Raw genomic sequence first — 16777 nt, forward strand, 5'->3', positions numbered from 1 at the left:
GCGTCGCGACACCCTACCGCCCTCGGGTCACCGGGCACGCCAGTAGGATCCTCCCGCGGACGGAACCCGTCGCCACGGGGGCGCCGATAGGAACAGTTCCGTCCGGCAAGGGAATTGGTGAGCTGTGAGCCAGATTGTCGTCAAGCGCCCACCGCGGGCCCTCCCCTCCGAAGTTCCGGGCGAGCAGGTGCAGTTGCAACCTCCGCCCGAGTTGCCTCGCGGGCAGCAGGAGGGGGTGATGATGCAGCTGCTGCCGATGCTCGGCATGGGTGGTTCCGTCGTCTTCTTCTTCATGACGCCGAACCCGATCATGCGGATCATGGGCATGATCATGATTGCGTCGACGGTCGCGATGGCCGTCGCGATGATCATCCGCTTCCGCCGGGGCACCCAGGGCCAGCTCGCGGACATGCGGCGCGACTATCTGAAGTATCTGACGCAGACCCGTCGCGCCGTGCTGAGGACGGCCCGGGAGCAGCGCGACGCGCAGTTCTACCTCCACCCCTCCCCCGAGCAGCTGTGGGCGCTCGTCGCCGAGGGCAGCCGGGTGTGGGAGCGGCGCGTCGGCGACGCGGACTTCGCACACGTACGCATCGGCCTGGGCAGCCAGGAGCTCGCCACGCCCCTCATCGCGCCCGACACCGCGCCGGTCGATGAGCTGGAGCCGCTGACCGCCGGGGCGATGCAGCAGTTCCTGACGACCCACAGCACGCTGGACGGCCTTCCCATGGCTGTCTCGCTCCGCGCCTTCTACCACCTGACGATCAGCGGCGAGGCGGAGTCCGCGCGCGCCACGGGCCGCGCGATGGTCGGGGCGCTCGCCTCGCTCCACTCCCCCGAGGACCTGATCATCGCCGTCGCGACCGACCGTGACGCCGCCCCGCGCTGGGACTGGACGAAGTGGCTCCCGCACGTCCAGGTGCAGGGCGCGATCGACGGCGCCGGCAGCCGCCGCCTGATCAGCACCAGCGTCCCGGAGCTCGAGGAGATGCTCGCGGGCCGCCTCGACGGCCGGCCCCGCTTCCAGCCCGGCGGCCAGCCGCTCATGGACCAGCCCCACATCGTCGTGGTGCTCGACGGAGAGTCCGTACCCGCGACGTCCGCGCTCGCGTCCGCCGAGGGGCTCCAGGGCGTGACGGTCGTCGAGATCGTCACGGGCCAGGTCAACGGCGCGCGCGGCGGTCTCTCGATCGTGGTGGACCCCCACGCGCTGCAGCTGGAGTCGGGGCACGGCCTGGTCTACGACGGCGTCCCCGACCTGCTGAGCCACGAGGCCGCGGAGGCGCTGGCCCGCCAGTTGGCCCCGCTGCACGTGGCCTCGGGCGGCGACGACGACGAACCGCTGCTCGCCAATCTGGAGTTCACCGATCTGCTGAATCTCGGGGACGCGGCCTCGGTCGACGTGAGCCGGACCTGGCGGGCCCGCTCGCAGGCGGAGCGCCTCCGGGTGCCGATCGGTGTCGGCGAGGACGGCACCCCGGTGATGCTGGACCTCAAGGAGGCGGCTCAGGAGGGCATGGGGCCGCACGGTCTGTGTGTCGGCGCCACCGGCTCCGGCAAGTCCGAGCTGCTCCGTACGCTCGTACTGGGCCTGGCCGTCACCCACACCTCGGAGACGCTCAACTTCGTCCTCGCGGACTTCAAGGGTGGCGCCACCTTCGCCGGCATGGCGCAGATGCCCCATGTCGCAGCGGTGATCACCAACCTCGCGGACGACCTGACGCTGGTGGACCGCATGGGCGACTCCATCAGCGGTGAGCTCAACCGCCGCCAGGAGATGCTGCGCGACGCGGGCAACTACGCCAACATCCACGACTACGAGAAGGCGCGGGCCGCGGGTGCTCCGCTGCAGCCCATTCCCTCCCTCGTCCTGGTCATCGACGAGTTCAGCGAGCTGCTGACGGCCAAGCCGGACTTCATCGAGATGTTCGTGCAGATCGGGCGCATCGGCCGTTCGCTGGGCGTCCATCTGCTGCTGGCCTCGCAGCGCCTCGAGGAGGGGCGGCTGCGCGGCCTGGAGACCTACCTGTCGTACCGGATCGGTCTGCGGACGTTCTCCGCGGGCGAGTCCCGGGCCGCACTCGGCGTCCCCGACGCCTACCTCCTGCCCAACGTCCCCGGTTCGGGCTACCTGAAGTACGGCACCGACGAGATGGTGCGCTTCAAGGCGGCGTACGTCTCCGGTGTGTACCGCTCGGGCTCGCAGCCTGCGGTGTCCTCCGGCCCTCTGCCGGTGGACCGCAGGCCCGTGGTCTTCACCGCGGCCCCGGTGCCGGTGCGCTACGTGCAGCCGACGGCGCAGGCCGGTGTGCCCGAAGCGCGCAAGGCCGAGGACGACGCCCTGGCCGACACCGTGCTCGACGTGATCGTGCGCAGGCTGGAGGGCCGCGGGGCCTCCGCGCACCAGGTGTGGCTGCCCCCGCTGGACAATCCGCCGTCGCTGGACGAGCTCCTGCCCGGGCTCTCCGCCGTCGAGGGCCGGGGACTCACCCAGCCCGGGTTCGAGGGCTCGGGACGCCTCGTCGTACCGCTGGGTGTGGTCGACAAGCCGTACGAGCAGCGCCGCGACACGCTCTACCGGGACTTCTCGGGAGCGGCCGGCCACATGCAGATCACCGGTGGCCCGCAGTCGGGCAAGTCCACACTGCTGCGCACGCTCATCGCGGGCTTCGCCCTCACGCACACGCCCCACGAGGTCCAGTTCTACGGCCTCGACTTCGGTGGCGGCGGCATGGCCTCGGTCTCCGGCCTGCCCCATGTCGGAGGCATCGCGTCCCGGCTCGACCCCGAGCGGGTACGGCGTACGGTCGCCGAGGTGTACGGGATCATGGCCCGCCGCGAGGAGTACTTCCGCAGCGCGGGCATCGACTCCATCGCCACCTTCCGCAGGCTGCGTGCACGCGGCGAGATCTCGGTGACCGACCAGCCGTGGGGTGACGTCTTCCTGCTCATCGACGGCTGGGGCAACTTCCGCACGGACTACGAAGCCCTCGAATCGGCCGCCGTCGACATCGCGCAGCGTGGCCTCGGCTACGGCATCCACCTGATCGTCACGGCGTCGCGTTCGATGGAGGTCCGGGCCAACCTGAAGGACCACCTGATGAACCGGCTCGAACTGCGGCTCGGTGACGTCATGGACTCCGAACTGGACCGCAAGGCAGCCGTCAACGTGCCCCCGGGCGTACCCGGACGCGGCCTCACGCCGGAGAAGCTGCACTTCATGGCCGCGGTACCGCGGATCGACGGCATCAACTCCGACAGCGACCTCTCCGAGGCCACGGCGGCCATGAACCAGGAGGTCGCCCGGCACTGGACGGCGGCGCCGGCCCCGGCGGTCCGCCTGCTCCCCCGCGAACTCCCGGCGCACGACCTGCCGGCGGGCTACGCGCAGCCCGAGCGGGGCATCGCGTTCGGTATCGACGAGAACAACCTGGAGCCGGTCTTCCTCGACTTCGAGCGGGACCCGTTCTTCCTGGTGTTCGGTGAGAGCGAGTCCGGCAAGTCCAATCTGCTGCGCCTGCTCATCAAGCAGCTGACCGAGAGGTACGACGGGAGCACCGCCAAGTTCTTCGTCATCGACAACCGGCGAGCGCTCCTCGACGTCACTCCGGCGACGCACCTGGCGGAGTACGTGCCCATGTCCAACAACATGGAGCACCACGCGGACGCACTGTACGACCTGATGAAGCGCCGTACGCCTTCCCCGGAGGTCACGGCCCAGGAGCTGCGCGACCGCAGCTGGTGGAGCGGCCCGTCCGTGTACGTGGTCGTCGACGACTACGACCTGGTCTCGACGTCCAGCGGAAACCCGCTGGGCAAGCTCACGGAGATGCTGCCGTTCGCCCGCGACGTCGGCGTGCGGTTCATCATCGCCCGCAACACGGCGGGGGCGGGCCGAGCCCTGTACGAGCCCTTCATGCAGCGGATCCTGGAACTGGGCGCTCAGGGCCTGATGCTCTCGGGCGACCCCATCGAGGGAGACATCCTCGGCAACCTGCGACCGCGCCCGATGCCTCCGGGGCGCGGGGTCTTCGTGACCCGGCGACGCGGCAACCCGCTGGTGCAGTCCGGACTCATGGACAGCGAGCAGTAGGGGTTTCGCAGCGGCAGGACGGGCGGGCGGGCGGTGCAGCGGCGACAAGCCGCCACCCCGCCCGCCTCGACGTGTGGGGCGGGAGGACGCCGCCACCGGAGAGAGAATTCAGGAGTGGCACACAGATGCGGCTCAACAAGGCAGAGCCGGGCGGCGGCGGGAGCAAGAAGGGCGACCTCGCGGTCGACCAGACAGATCGCTCTCGGGCGTCCGGGACGAAGCCTCGAAGTTGAACTCGCGCTTGTGGAAAGTGCGAGGCATGGCATACAGGAACAGGCGGGTGGTTGAGCAGTGATTGCGCTGGTCGTTGTGCTGGCTGTCGGACTCGTCGCCATGGGCTGCGTCAAGGCGGACCGGGTCCGTGGGTGGCGTGAGTCGTTCAATCCCTCAGCACCCGACATTCCCGATTCCGCCTTCGTTGCCGCGCGCGTCGTCCTCTTCGGGATGGCAGGGGTCGGTGTGTTCACCGCGTTCCAGTTCCTGGACGTCGTCGCCGATGCGGAGTGGAGCGATGACGAACTCGCCGGCGCGGTCAGCCAGGCCACGGAAGAGCTCGACGGCACTTCGCGTTTTGGCGACATCTTCGGCGATGACAGCGGTTTCGATCAGGAGATCGCGAAGATGATCGAGGAAGAGGTCGTCGAGAACGGCGATGGTGGCGCCCCTCAGAGCGGTGTGGACGCCGGCGCCGCAGCCTCCAACAAGCCTTCCGACGCCGAGTACACGGTCACGGCCTCGGGCGCCGACGCGGCCTTCTGCGTGCACGTCGTACGGACACGGTCGAAGGACGGGGACTACGAGCCCCCTGGTGTGGCAGGCGGCCCCAGCTCCGTAACCGTCCCTGAATACGACTTCGCGGTGACGAGCCGCGAAGGCGAGTGCTGAGCGCGCCCCCTCCCCAGCATCACCTTTCAGCGGGACTTCTCCGCCCAGGACTCGTCCCGTTTGAGACGGATGAGGCCGGTAGGGCATGACCGTCGCGGGCTCTGTCCTGTGGCGACTCGCGCAGTGTCCCTACCCCCTTCGTATGGCAGGCCCTGGGCCGATCGCCACGCTCCGTCCGAAGCTCTCCAGAGCTTGAGCACGGCCCGGGACAGCGTCTGGAACGACAACAAGCCCCCTCGCTGACCGACTGCGGCGCAAGGTGGACGAGGTGCGAGGGCTCGGGTCTCTTCGCGAGGGCTCGGGTCTCTTCGCGAGGCCTCGGGTCTCTTCGCGAGGCCTCGGCTCGTCTGCTCCACTTGCTCGACCTGCGACGTAGCGCCCGCATCTACGTCCCTCTCCGGTCCCAGGTGAGGCGGTCTCGGCATTGCTGGTGTGATCACGGCTTCGGAGCCTCCCTGGGTGGCCCGTGCACCGGGCTCGGAATGGTCCTACCCGGCGGTGGTCGATCAACGGTCGAGTCCGCTTGAGTCGGCCACCGGCGGCGGTTGCCACGCCGACTGCGGTGCACTCGGCCGTACGGGGTCCGGAGTGGGCGGAATAGGCTACTCCAGCCGCAGATCGGCAATACCCGAACTGACAAGAGGCGCTTTCGGGCCAACGACACACCAGAATCGAGCAACGGCAAACGGTGCGTGATCAACCACTTTCGTACGTCTCACGGACACCGGAGAGGCAGCCGGGCGCCCGATCCGAGGCTGAAAAGCACAGCCGTTCGCCAGCCAACCAGGCCTGAAACGGGCGTACCCGTTCCCCGTGCACCTTGCTAACTTCCGGGGCTCAGAGGCAGTGAAAAGCACATGTGAAAGGGCGGTACATGACCTCCCCAGCTCCAGCGCCGAAGATCCCTCAGCTGTGGGTTCCGCTCCCCTCAGGAATCCACCCGAGTTGGCGTGAGATCGACGAAGCATCGGCCGCCTGGCTCGATCGCTTCGGCCTCTACTCCGACCGAGCCCAGCGCGAGCGGCTGACGCGTATCGCCGTGGGCGAGATCACCAGCCGCGGCGCCCCCACCGGGCGTCTCCCGGCCTTGCAGTGGACCTCGGACTTCCTGATGTGGCTCTTCGCGTTCGACGACGAGTTCTGCGACGAGGGCCCGTCCGCAGCCTCCCCGGACGCCACCCTGCTCATCATCACCAAGCTGCAACGCGTCGTCGAAGTGCCCTGGGCGGCCCCCGCAGACGACAGCTACAGCGCCGCCCTGAACGAGTTACGTCTGCGGCTCGACAAGCTGACGACACCCGTGCAGACAGCCCGGTGGGCATCCAGTTTTCGTGCCTATCTCCAGGGACAGATCTGGATGGCCGCCAACAGCGCCCACGGGCGGATTCCCAGCCTCTCCGACCACCTGGCGGTCCGGCTCGACTCCTCGGGCGTCAAGATCTTCTCGACACTCAGCGAGATCATCCACGGGTACGACCTCCCCGCAGCCGACTACGAGCGTCACGAGGTCCGCGGATTCGTCGAGGTCTTCGCCTCGATCATCGGGTGGTCCAACGACCTGGTCTCGTACCACAAGGAGCGCCGGCGGAGCCAGGACGGATACGGCAACATCGTCGACCTGATCGCTTACGAACGGGGCTGCTCCCTCGAAGAGGCGGTGAACGAGACCGCCGTGATGCACACCCGTGCCATGGCCCTCTACCTCCGCCTCCGCGACCAGATCCTGCAAGGTGCCGGCCCCGAACTCCATCGGTGGATCACGGACTGCGACTCCTGGATCCGCGCGGACTACGACTGGTCCCTGACCACCAATCGCTACGTCAATCCGGAGGACCCCGCCGACCTTCCCGCCGGCAGCGCCGCATCGCCCTTCCAGGCTTGGGAAGCCGACCAGCCTCTGCCGATCGCCAGCATCGCGTGGTGGTGGACCCTGCTGGAGGACTGATGCCCCTGGGGCGGTGGAGACCGCCCCCTCGGCGGAGGGGAGAGAGACCGCTGGCGCCGGAGAGGTCCGCGGCGCAGGCCATCGTGAGGCGAAGGATCGCAGACCTCGAAAGTGAGGTCGTCCGCGGACAGCAGGCCATTGTCTTACCCCAACACACCGTCGAGTGCCGGCATCGCCATCTCGACGGCTGCCCGGACCGCACCCACTTCGCCCGGGATCCTGAGCCGTCCCCGCTGTGAGGTCCGACCAGCCACCCGGCAGGTGGCTGGTCGGCGGTATGACACAGGTCAGGGTGGGCACCTCCCGTGCGTGCCCACCCTGACCTGTTCGCACTCTGCCGAGACCTAGTCGAAGTTGGCCCTCGCCCGCTTGTCACCGGCGTGGTAGGCGGTACCGGCGTCACGCACCTTGCGAGAGATCTCGGTCAGGGCTGCGTGGATCGCCTTGGCGTCGCGCTCCCAGCTGACCTGCGAAACGTCGAACGCCGACTTGGCCTCGCCCACCCAGAGCTCGGAGGCGCTGGCAACCATCCGCTTGATGGACCTGAGGTCCTCGTCAAGCTGCCTGCTCTGCCGGTCGATGTCCCCGGCGGCCTGCTCCAGGCTCGCGTAAGTGACAACCATCGTGCCGTCGTTGGTCGGCATGCGGTCCTCCAGTTCAATCTGGTTCGGTGTGATGGCCCGTACGCGGTACGGGTACAGCAAGGATCAGAGGTAGTTGATGGCCGACGTCTTGGCCTCCGAGCCACCCGAGTGGCCGGCGACGACGTCCACGCCCTGGAGCGCCTGCCTGATGTCGTCTTCGGTGTTGCCCGAGATGGTCCGGGCCGCCTTGATGGCTTCCTGATAGTTGACCAGCCGGATGGCGATGTCGCCCATCTTCCGGTTGATCTCGTCCTGCTTGCCGTTGAAGGCGCTGGCGCCGATACCCTTCCAGGCGCCTTCCAGGCTGTCGATCGTGGCCTGCAGCGTCTTCACCTGGCTCTTCACGGAGTCGAATCGCGTGGTGAGCTCGTTCTCCAGCTTGAGGAGCATTTCATCTGAAAGCTTCTGATCTGCCATAGTGCTGGCTTCCTTCCTGGTGCTCTTGTTCGGTCCGGCGTCAGCGCCGGGGGTGCATGTGAGGAATTGGGGTCGGTCAGGCGGTACGGCGCTTGCGAACGAGCGCGAAGGCGCCTCCGCCGAGCACGAGAACGACTGCCACCCCGCCGATAATCAGGCCCAGTTGGCTGTCGTCGTCCTTCTCCGTGCTGGAGCCTGCCATGGCAGCGTCCTCAGCCTTGTCCTTCTTCTCAGGCTGTGACGAAGCTGATGCGGAGGGGGCGGCTGACCCTGCGGAGCCGGACGTCTTCTCCTTGGTGAGAGGACTGACGTCCGGGGCACCGGGCTCTCCCTTGCCCTTCAGGATGTTCATGGAAGGGCGAATCAGACCGTGGCCGAGGTACTTACTGAGTGTGCCTTTCTCCCAGTCACGGCTAGCAGTGTCGAAGAGAACGTTAAGAACTTGGTTGGCGGTCCAATCGGGGTGGACGGACCACACCAGAGCTGCGGAAGCGGACGCGATGGCGGTGGCCGCACTCGTACCACCATCGCCATCACAGTATTTTTGGAATGTTTCATCGCACCAATACGGAATATCGTTTCCCGGAGCTGCGACATCCACGGTGCTCCCGTTTTGGGAGTACTCAGCCACTTTCCCTTCACTGTCGGCCGAGGAGACGCCGACGACCTCTGGATAGGCCGCAGGGTAGATCTCCTCATTTCCCTTCTTTGCCTCATTGCCGACAGCGGCAAAGAAAAGCTTCCCCTTGCTTTGCGCGTACTTTACCGCTTCAATCTCTCGGTCCATCTTAAATTCACTGCCGAATGACATGCTAATGATCTTCACATCGCTGTCAGCGGCGGCTCGAATCGAGTCAGCGGTGTCATAAGCATTGACTGAATTCTCATTCTGGAACTGCGTGTCAGCGACTCGCATCGGGACGATCTTCGCCCCCGGGGCAAGTCCTTTCAGCCCCCCACCGTTTCCAGTACCGGCAATCAGTTCGGCCATGGTGGTGCCATGACCGTTGTAGTCGTCGGTTTCGTCGCCCTCAGCGCCTGTTGCGTCAAGCCCCTTGAGGACCTGGCCTTTCAGGGACGGCGTCGATGAGTTGACCCCAGTATCGATGACAGCGACCTTGACACCTCTACCCGTAGTTGTCTTCCACATCTCATCGGCCTGCATGGCGCTGAGGTACCACTGCTTGGATTGCACATCCGCTGCAATGGCTGAGGGCGCCAGACCCGCGAAGCCCACACTCCAGGTGGCGGCCACAGCAATCGTGCCGAGCAGGCGCCCTCTCAAGGCGAGAGTCATGCGGCGCTTTCGGGTCTGGCTCATCCCTGCTGTCATCCTGACTTCCGAACCTTCCGTATACCTACTCGATCACCGGCGGTGCGACGCCACGTCGGCCGGCCTCCCACGTCTCTCTGTCTTCAGTCAGGTAGTCCGGGCGCGGCGTGCCATCGTCCTGGTCCTCCTCGTTGGCATCCTTCCGACCTGCGGGGCCGCGCACCAGGCCCGCACCCCCGGCAGTGAAGCCCTTCCCAGCCGTGCCAGGCCGAGCAGCGCCGCCCCGCGGTGTACCCACAACTCCGTTAGTACTGGCAGTGCCCCGCCCACCAGTACGGGAGGCACTGTTCGTTCCACCAGCTCCGACGACACCACGCTGGCCAGCGCCGCCGGATCGCGGCGCTCCTCCAGTTCCGACTACCGTGCCTCGCGGAACACTTCGGGCTCCTCCAGAGGCGCCCGAAATGGCACGCTGCGGGGTCCCCCCAACGATGCCGCCCGCTCGGCCGGCACGCAGGCCTGAAGCTCCAGGCGCACCGGCACGACCTGTTGCCGTGGGCCTGCCACCAGTAACACCAGATCGACCGGCAGCAGGGGACTGCGCTCCGCCGACCCCGCGCCCGGCGGTTCCGGAGGCCGAGCCCCCGCCCATCGACGACGGCCGTCCCACAGGAGATCCACCGCGGCCGTTGGCGGTAGAACTGCCGGGCGCTTTAGCTGCGTTGTTTCCAGCCTGGCCGACAGCTCTGGCTGCGCCTACTGGACCTTGGAAACCCCTGGAGCTACCCGTCACGGGATTAACGAAGCCGGGCGCCAAGAGGGATGGCGAGCCTCCCCCAGGCACAACAGCATTCGTAGTGGGCGGCGGCGCAGGTGTGCCTGAAACCGTCACCGGGGCTGGCGGCGCAGCGACGCTATTGATCTCTGTCGACGTGCTCTGGTCCAGGACAGGCGCCACTGCCGACGGCACCTCGTAGCCATGGCCGTTTGCCGGGGACCCTTGGCTGCCTGCTGTCACAGCATGCGCCGCCACGCCTCCGGAGCTGGCGCTTCCTGATGAATCAGGGCCTGTGACACCGTCAGGCCCCTCCCCTCCGCGCCTGCCGGTCGAGGGCCGCGGCATCGCCACATCAAGCTTCTTCTCGAACCGCGGCGGCTCCTGTGCCGCCAGCGTCTCCTCCGAAACCGCGTAGTACGAAGCCAGCCGGTTCGCCTGGTTGATTGCCTCCTGGCGGTCCTTCTCGACCTTCACTGCCGCCGCGTACTCCGCGTTGCCCTCGACCCGCTTCGGAGCCTCGATCTCGTCGGGAGACTTACGGCTCAGGCGGCTGTCCCTGGGCGGGAGCGAGCTGCGGACCGAGGCGAGGCCCGTGCCCGCGACCGTGATCTGTGTGCCGGCCGTCTGAGCGAACTCGCCCAGCTTGTAGGCGTGGGCGACCAGACCCGTACCCCAGTCCCTGAAGGCCGTGCCGGACTCACCCTCCCAGTCGACACCTTCGATGAAGCCGCCAAGCTCCTCGGCAGCGGCGTTGAGCGAGTTCCTTGCCTTCAGGATCGCCTCGCCCGCCTTTTCGAGGTGCTCCGGATTGGAGTTCTCGATCAGGTCGATCATCGCGTTGAGCTCGTGCCCCTCGAAGGACGTCCGCCCCGAGGAGCCCCCGAAGCCGAATGCCTCCATCACGCCCTGCATCTGGCGTGTGACATCCGTGACGACCAACTGCCCCTGGACGCGCTCCGTGTCCTGCTGCTTCTGTTCTGCGGGAGTCAGTTCCGGGGGAGTCTCGGAACCCTGTGCCGGCTTCTTCGGCTCACTCATTCGGCTGCCCACCCCGCGTCACTCTGCTTGTCGGCGTTCTGCTCCGGCTTGGGCGTCTTCTCCGCCTCTGCCCGCTCGTGCTTCTCCCGCTCCTTGTCCAGGCCCGCCTGGATCTCGTAGAACCGGCGCCGCGTGTCGTCGTCCACGTTGTCGAAGCCGACCGCCGCCGCGTGCACGCCGAGGCTCAGGTATTCGATCTGGTCGCCCAGGGACTTGGAGAGCGTGACGAGCGACTCGTGGACGCGGTTGTACTGGGTGTAGAGCCCGTCGGCTTCCGCGAAGCATGCGTTCTGGCCGCTGAAGGAGGTACGCGACACCGTCTGCGCCGCAACCTTCGACTTCCCGGCCGGTGAACTCTCGAGCTCCGTCAGCAGCGCGTTCACGCTCTTCTGGAACTTCTCCAGGGCGCCTACGCCCTTACGGAGGTCCCCTTTGCCCTTGGTCACGTCGCTGCCCTTCCCCGTTTCCCCGTTTGCACAGTCCGTTTCGCGTTGCTATCGCACCCGCGTGAACATCACTGGCCTCATCACATCACTCTAGCCAATGGCACTGACAGGACCAACTGTCTTGTCCATCACGTGACTTCCGGACGCCGCCTGCCGTCCGGGGTCACGCGCCGCCCGGTCGTCCCTGCCGTCGCCGCCTGTCGCGCATGGCCACGGCCGTACCCGCTATGGCGGCCACCAGGACTCCCCCGCCCACCACGACGTAGGTGGCGAGTCGCGCGTTGCGTTCGTCGGCGGTCTCGCCCAGGTGGAACGCTGCCGGCATCGGCGCCTCGCCCTTGCTCATGCCCTCGTGCGCCACCGGCTTCTCGATGGGCTTGTCGTCCTCGGTCAGCGCGCGCACCGGGTCGACGACGCCCCAGCCGACCAGGCGGTCGTGGCCCGCGATCGAGCGTTCCGCCGTCTGCTCGATCTGGGCGACGATTTGCTCCTGCGTCCAGTCCTGGTGCTTGGCCTTGATGAGTGCCGCGACCCCCGCGACGTACGGGGCCGAGAAGCTGGTCCCGTTGTCGGAGCAGTGCCCTCCGCCCGGAACCGTGGAGATCATGTCCACGCCGGGGGCCGCGACGCCCACGAACTCGCCGGACTGGGAGAAGGCTGCCCGTTCGTTGTTGCGGTCCGAGGCGGCGACGGCCAGGACCCCGGCGAACGAGGCCGGATAGGTCTCCTTGACGTTGCCGCCCAGGCCGTCGTTGCCTGCCGAGGCGACGATCACGACCTCCTTGGCCAGGGCCGCGTCCACCGCCTGCTTCAGGACGGACGCGGGTTTCACCGCGTTGGCCGTGTCCTGGGAGATGTTGATGACGTCAGCGTCCGCCTGGACGGCGTGCTGGATGGCCAGGGCAAGCGTCTCCGCCGTCCCGTGGCCCTCGGCGTCGTTCTGCTGGATCGGGATGATCGTCGCGTCCGGGGCCAGGCCGGTGAAGCCGGTGCCCTTCGCCTCGCGCGCGGCGATGATGCCGGCGACCTTGGTGCCGTGGCCGACGACGTCCGTGGTGCCGTTCTCCTTGCCGCGCTCGATCTTGCTGCCGTTCTCGTCCTTGAGGTTCTTCGGCAGGAAGTTGCGGCCGCTCCCGGTGTCCACGGCTTTCGTGAGCTGCTTGTTCTTGACGTCGACGCCGGTGTCGATGACCGCCACCCGTACGCCCTTGCCGGTGGACTGCTCCCACAGTTCGTCCATCAGTACACGTTGGAGGGCCCAGGGCCGGCCCGTGTACATCTTCGAGTCCGGGCCGAAGGTGCACTGGGTGGAGTCCTCCGCGGCTGCGGGAAGCACCGGCAGCGAGACCAGGAGGACGGTGGTGGCGGCCGCTGCGGTGAGCAGACGCCGTCGGGAGGAAGAGTGCGTGGTCACGTGGTCGCTCCTCACGAACCCTGCGGCTGGCGTGCGGCGCCGGTCGAGAGCCGGGGTCCCGTCGGCAGGAAGGCGGACCACGCAGCCGGAATGGGCGCGGGGTCGACGTCCTTGAACCCGAGCTGGTTCTGCGCCTGCTGCGCTTCCTGCTGCCTCTGCTCCCTCTCCTGCTTCGTGCCGGACTCACCGATGCCGGAGTCGTCCTGCGCGCTGTCGCCGTTGGACTGCATCGCATAGCGAAGGCCGGTGTCGGTCACCAGGAAGAGGGGCCCGGACTCCGGGCTGGATCCCTTGAACTGCCGGAAGAGCTGGCCGGATCCGGGGGTGACGTAGGCGCTGCTGGAGCCGGTGGGGAGCGTCGCGGGGAAGCTCGTGCCCGCCCAGGTGCTGAGCGTGCTGGCGCCGTCCTTGTCGGAGACGCCGCGCAGGACGTTGCAGACGGTGTTGCGGCTTCCGCTCGTCATGCTCGTGGAGTTGACGGGCTTCGGCTCGTTCGCGGGCCAGTCCCGCTCCTGTCCGAACGCCTCACCGGGCTCGAAGGCTCCGGCACTGACGTGCTTGACCTTGCCGTTCGGGTTCAGGTTGACCAGGGCGCGACTGTTGAGGAGGAGTTTGGCGACGAAGTCGGACACCGGGGCGACCCTGCCCGGCAGAACCACGTACTGCTGGGTCCTCGTGCCGGCGGTTGCCGCGAGGACCATGCCCACCTTGTTGTCCTCGGGGCGCAGCTGGCCCGGAACGCCCGCGTCGGTGCCGGGGGTTCCCTCGATGGAGGGGAAGGAGACGGCGTCCCCCTTGTGCAGGGTGGCGAGCCAGTCGGCGGACACCCGCTGGGCGCGGCCCTCGGCGACCAGGGTGCGCAGCAGCAGCTCGTCGTTGTCCACCGCGTACGCCTTACCGGTGGCGTCGACGAGGTAGCGGGTCTTCTCCGGTCCGGGGCCCTCGACGTACATCACGTCGCCGCCACGAAGCTTGCTCGCGCCGTCCGTCTTCGTCTGCTCGCGCTCCGCGAGGACGAAAGCGGCCTTCTGGATGGCCCTGCCGCCCTCGCCGGGCCGTTCGCAGACCGCCCAGCGCTTCGTGGAGCCTGCTTCGGTCTTGTCGGGCAGGCGGTCGGGGGCGTACGGAATGCCGAGCGTGGCCCCGTGCGGGATCTTGCCGCTGTCGAGGACCGATTCGTCGACGTTGACGACCGTGCCCTTGTCGGGGGCGAGGAGCAGCTTGGCGCTGGACATGTTCAGCACCGGGTGGAGCTGTGTCTTGCCGTCGGTCGTCAACACCACGTAGCGCGTGGTGGATTTGCTGGCGATGATGACGTTCTCGTAGGGGGTGTCCCACTTCTGCGGTGCCACGGGCTTGAACATGCCCCAGGCGCCGAACACCGCCAGGGCGACTGCGCCGACGATCACTCCGGGCACCACCGCGCGAAGAGGTCGCGGGGCCCCCTCTTCCGAACCGGACGGGTGGGGCTGCAGGAACTGTGCGACCAACCTCCGCTTCGCGAAGGTGTAGGCATTGAGTTCGTCCCGCCGTGATGCCATGTGCGCGCTGCCCCTTCTCCCCAGTGGGCGACCAGGTTCCCACACCCTCCGCGGGCCGCTGCCCCCGACCGGGACCCCTACTATGCCTGTTGGCACTTGGCTCTCACCGCTCAGGTAGGGTGATCGCCCGATCAACGCCCGTGAAAAAAACGGTGAATACGGACACGAGGGGGCAACGCGGCGATGGGTGCAGCGACGGGGGAGCGCACGAGGCGGTCCGCGCACCGAACGCCCGGCTCTTCCCGGCGGCAACGAAGCAACGGGTCGGACGGGGCAGCTGCCCCGAGGTCGGCGGACGCCCCCGCGGCGACCACGCTCCATTCGATCTCCAGGACAGGTCGCGTCGGGCCCGCGCTGCGGCAGATGGTGCTCGTCGAGGCGGCCCTGGCCGTCGCGGTGGTGGGCGCCGCACTCGGCGGTGCGTGGATGATCCCCGCCGGTGTGATCGCCTGTCTGCTGATCCTTCTCGCGGTGGTACGCCGACGGGGCCGGGCCGTGCAGGACTGGCTGTCGACGGTGTCGTCCCTGCGCAACCGCAGGCGGACGGCGGCCGCACCGCCCGCCGAGACGGAGCCGCAACTGGCACCGGTGGCGGAGAACGTTCCGGGATTCGCTCCCTACATCTACGTGGACGGCGCCCGCCGCACGGTGGGCATGGTCGGGGACGGCACGTTCCTGACCGCGGTCGTACGGGTCGAGGCGAGCGGTGAGTCGCTCCGCCAGGCGATGGGCGCCCGTGCCCTTCCGCTGTCCCTCCTGGGCGACGCGCTCGCGGTGGACGACATCGTGCTGGAGTCCGCGCAGCTGGTGCAGCAGGTACGGCCCGCTCCGGCTCCGCACCTGCCGGAGCGGTCGGTGGCCCGGCTTTCGTACGGACCCCTCCAGGACCGGACCGGGGCGCCCGCGCTGCGGATGACCTGGGTTGCGGTGAAGCTGGATCCGGAGCTGTGCCGGGAGGCCGTCGAGGCACGCGGCGGCGGAATCGGAGGGGCCCAGCGCTGCCTGGTGCGGGTCGCGGACCATGTGGCGAGCCGGATCACCGGCGCGGGTTTCCGGGCCGCGGTGCTGGACCAGGACGAGCTGAACTCCGCCGTGGCGACGTCCGCGTGCGCCAACCCCATCCTGTCTGCCCGCGCCGGACGCCCCGATGCGGCGCCGCAGCGGCGGACGGCCGAGACGGCCCGGGTCTGGCGCTGCGACGACCGCTGGCACACCACGTACGCGGTGGACCGCTGGCCCGAGCTGGGCCGGGGCGCCACTCCGCTCCCGCGGCTCGTCGCGCTGCTGACCTCGGTGCCGGCGTACGCGACGACGTTCAGCCTGACGGTGCGCCGCGGTACGCACCAGGGCCATGTGTCCGTGCGTGGCCACGTACGGATCACCGGCGGTTCGGACACCGAACTGGTCGGAGTACGAAGGACATTGGAGCAGGCCGCACGGCACGCGGAGGTCGGCCTCGTACGGCTGGACCGCGAACAACTGCCGGGCGTCCTGGCCACGCTCCCGCTCGGAGGCGCGCAGTGACACAGCGACTCAGCCCGAGGCGGGGCCTGCTCGGCCCCCGTCACGCGGGCCACACCCTGGCGGCGGATCACCTGGGCGCGCTGTCGCTGCCCGTGGGGGACGACGGTGTGATCATCGGCGACGACGCCGAGGGCCGCCCGCAGATGATCGGGTTCCACCGGCCCGCGCCGTACGACGTCGTGCTGATCGGCGGGCTGTGGACCGCGCAGGTGCTGGCGCTGCGCGCTGCCGGTACCGGTGCGCGGGTGGCGGTCGAGACGGGCCGCACCCAGGCCTGGACGACGCTGGCCCAGGCGGCGGGCGCCGGTCTCGAGTGCATCTCCCTCCATGACGTGGGCAGGGTCCCGCCGACCGGGGCCACCGTCGGCAGCCCCGTGGTGGTCGTGCGCGACTGCGGCATGCGTCCGCCCCGCGGCCGGGTGGTGTCCTCGCCGTGGCAGTCGGTGCTGACGCTGCTGCCCTATCTGAGCCCCGTGGCGCCCCGGTTGATGCGGTCGGCGACGCTCGTGGGCATCCAGCGGGTGTCACCTGCCGAGGCGGAGCAGATCGGCCGGATCCTGGGGCTCGCACGGACGGAGAGCGAGGCGCTTCCCACCCTGGCGGACGGTGTCACGCTCTGGGTGGCCGGCCGCGACCGCCACTGGGTGATGACCAGCGCGACGGACGTCGAGACCGGCTTGCTGGGCACGGCTCGCCGGATGGACTGATTCCTGTCCCGTTCGGACCCCGGGCGCGCCGATTTTCAGGATCATGGCGGGTGGACGACGCCAGTTCGACGG

The 16777-nt window shown here is 68.5% G+C and carries 11 protein-coding genes; 5 read left to right on the plus strand and 6 right to left on the minus strand.

What is annotated here, in order from left to right; all coding sequences use genetic code 11:
- The first annotated feature begins 124 nt into the window (after nucleotides 1-124).
- The 3 genes from eccCa (at nucleotide 125) to ACFUNE_RS35880 (ending at nucleotide 6923) form a co-directional block, all read left to right on the plus strand.
- Nucleotides 125-4093 carry a type VII secretion protein EccCa gene (eccCa, locus tag ACFUNE_RS35870; protein WP_383576870.1) on the plus strand — a complete coding sequence of 1323 codons (3969 nt, stop codon included), beginning with the start codon at nucleotides 125-127 and terminating at the stop codon, nucleotides 4091-4093.
- A gap of 291 nt (nucleotides 4094-4384) precedes the next feature.
- On the plus strand, nucleotides 4385-4978 hold the full coding sequence (locus ACFUNE_RS35875) for a hypothetical protein (RefSeq protein ID WP_383576872.1): 594 nt from the start codon (nucleotides 4385-4387) through the stop codon (nucleotides 4976-4978).
- Between the two features lie 874 nt (nucleotides 4979-5852).
- On the plus strand, nucleotides 5853-6923 hold the full coding sequence (locus ACFUNE_RS35880; RefSeq protein ID WP_383576874.1) for a (+)-(1(10)E,4E,6S,7R)-germacradien-6-ol synthase: 1071 nt from the start codon (nucleotides 5853-5855) through the stop codon (nucleotides 6921-6923).
- Nucleotides 6924-7267: 344 nt separating this feature from the next.
- On the opposite strand, the gene ACFUNE_RS35885 is transcribed toward ACFUNE_RS35880, so the two are convergent.
- The 6 genes from ACFUNE_RS35885 to eccB all read right to left on the minus strand — a co-directional run bounded on the left by ACFUNE_RS35885 (nucleotide 7268) and on the right by eccB (nucleotide 14474).
- Entirely contained in the window at nucleotides 7268-7567 is a 300-nt protein-coding gene (locus ACFUNE_RS35885) for a WXG100 family type VII secretion target (RefSeq protein WP_383576876.1), read from the minus strand.
- A gap of 63 nt (nucleotides 7568-7630) precedes the next feature.
- The gene (locus ACFUNE_RS35890; RefSeq protein WP_383576878.1) at nucleotides 7631-7984 is read right to left on the minus strand and encodes a WXG100 family type VII secretion target; all 354 of its coding nucleotides are present in this window, start codon (nucleotides 7982-7984) and stop codon (nucleotides 7631-7633) included.
- 76 nt (nucleotides 7985-8060) lie between these two features.
- Nucleotides 8061-9317, minus strand: coding sequence for a S8 family serine peptidase (locus ACFUNE_RS35895; RefSeq protein ID WP_383576880.1), 1257 nt, complete (start codon nucleotides 9315-9317; stop codon nucleotides 8061-8063).
- 1752 nt (nucleotides 9318-11069) lie between these two features.
- Nucleotides 11070-11519 (minus strand): hypothetical protein, encoded by a 450-nt coding sequence (locus tag ACFUNE_RS35900; RefSeq protein ID WP_383576882.1) that lies wholly within the window; start codon nucleotides 11517-11519, stop codon nucleotides 11070-11072.
- Between the two features lie 163 nt (nucleotides 11520-11682).
- Nucleotides 11683-12933 (minus strand): type VII secretion-associated serine protease mycosin, encoded by a 1251-nt coding sequence (gene mycP, locus ACFUNE_RS35905; RefSeq protein ID WP_383576884.1) that lies wholly within the window; start codon nucleotides 12931-12933, stop codon nucleotides 11683-11685.
- Nucleotides 12934-12944: 11 nt separating this feature from the next.
- A complete protein-coding gene (gene eccB / locus ACFUNE_RS35910) occupies nucleotides 12945-14474 on the minus strand; it encodes a type VII secretion protein EccB (protein ID WP_383576886.1) in 1530 nt (509 codons plus the stop codon).
- A gap of 183 nt (nucleotides 14475-14657) precedes the next feature.
- Between eccB and eccE the strand changes: the two genes are divergently transcribed.
- Nucleotides 14658-15998 carry a type VII secretion protein EccE gene (gene eccE, locus ACFUNE_RS35915; protein WP_383576889.1) on the plus strand — a complete coding sequence of 447 codons (1341 nt, stop codon included), beginning with the start codon at nucleotides 14658-14660 and terminating at the stop codon, nucleotides 15996-15998.
- Nucleotides 15995-16705, plus strand: coding sequence for a hypothetical protein (locus tag ACFUNE_RS35920; RefSeq protein ID WP_383576891.1), 711 nt, complete (start codon nucleotides 15995-15997; stop codon nucleotides 16703-16705). Before eccE ends, ACFUNE_RS35920 begins: the two co-directional genes overlap by 4 nt.
- Nucleotides 16706-16777 lie beyond the last annotated feature (72 nt).

The organism is Streptomyces sp. NPDC057287 (genome assembly GCF_042667905.1).
Lineage (GTDB): Bacteria > Actinomycetota > Actinomycetes > Streptomycetales > Streptomycetaceae > Streptomyces.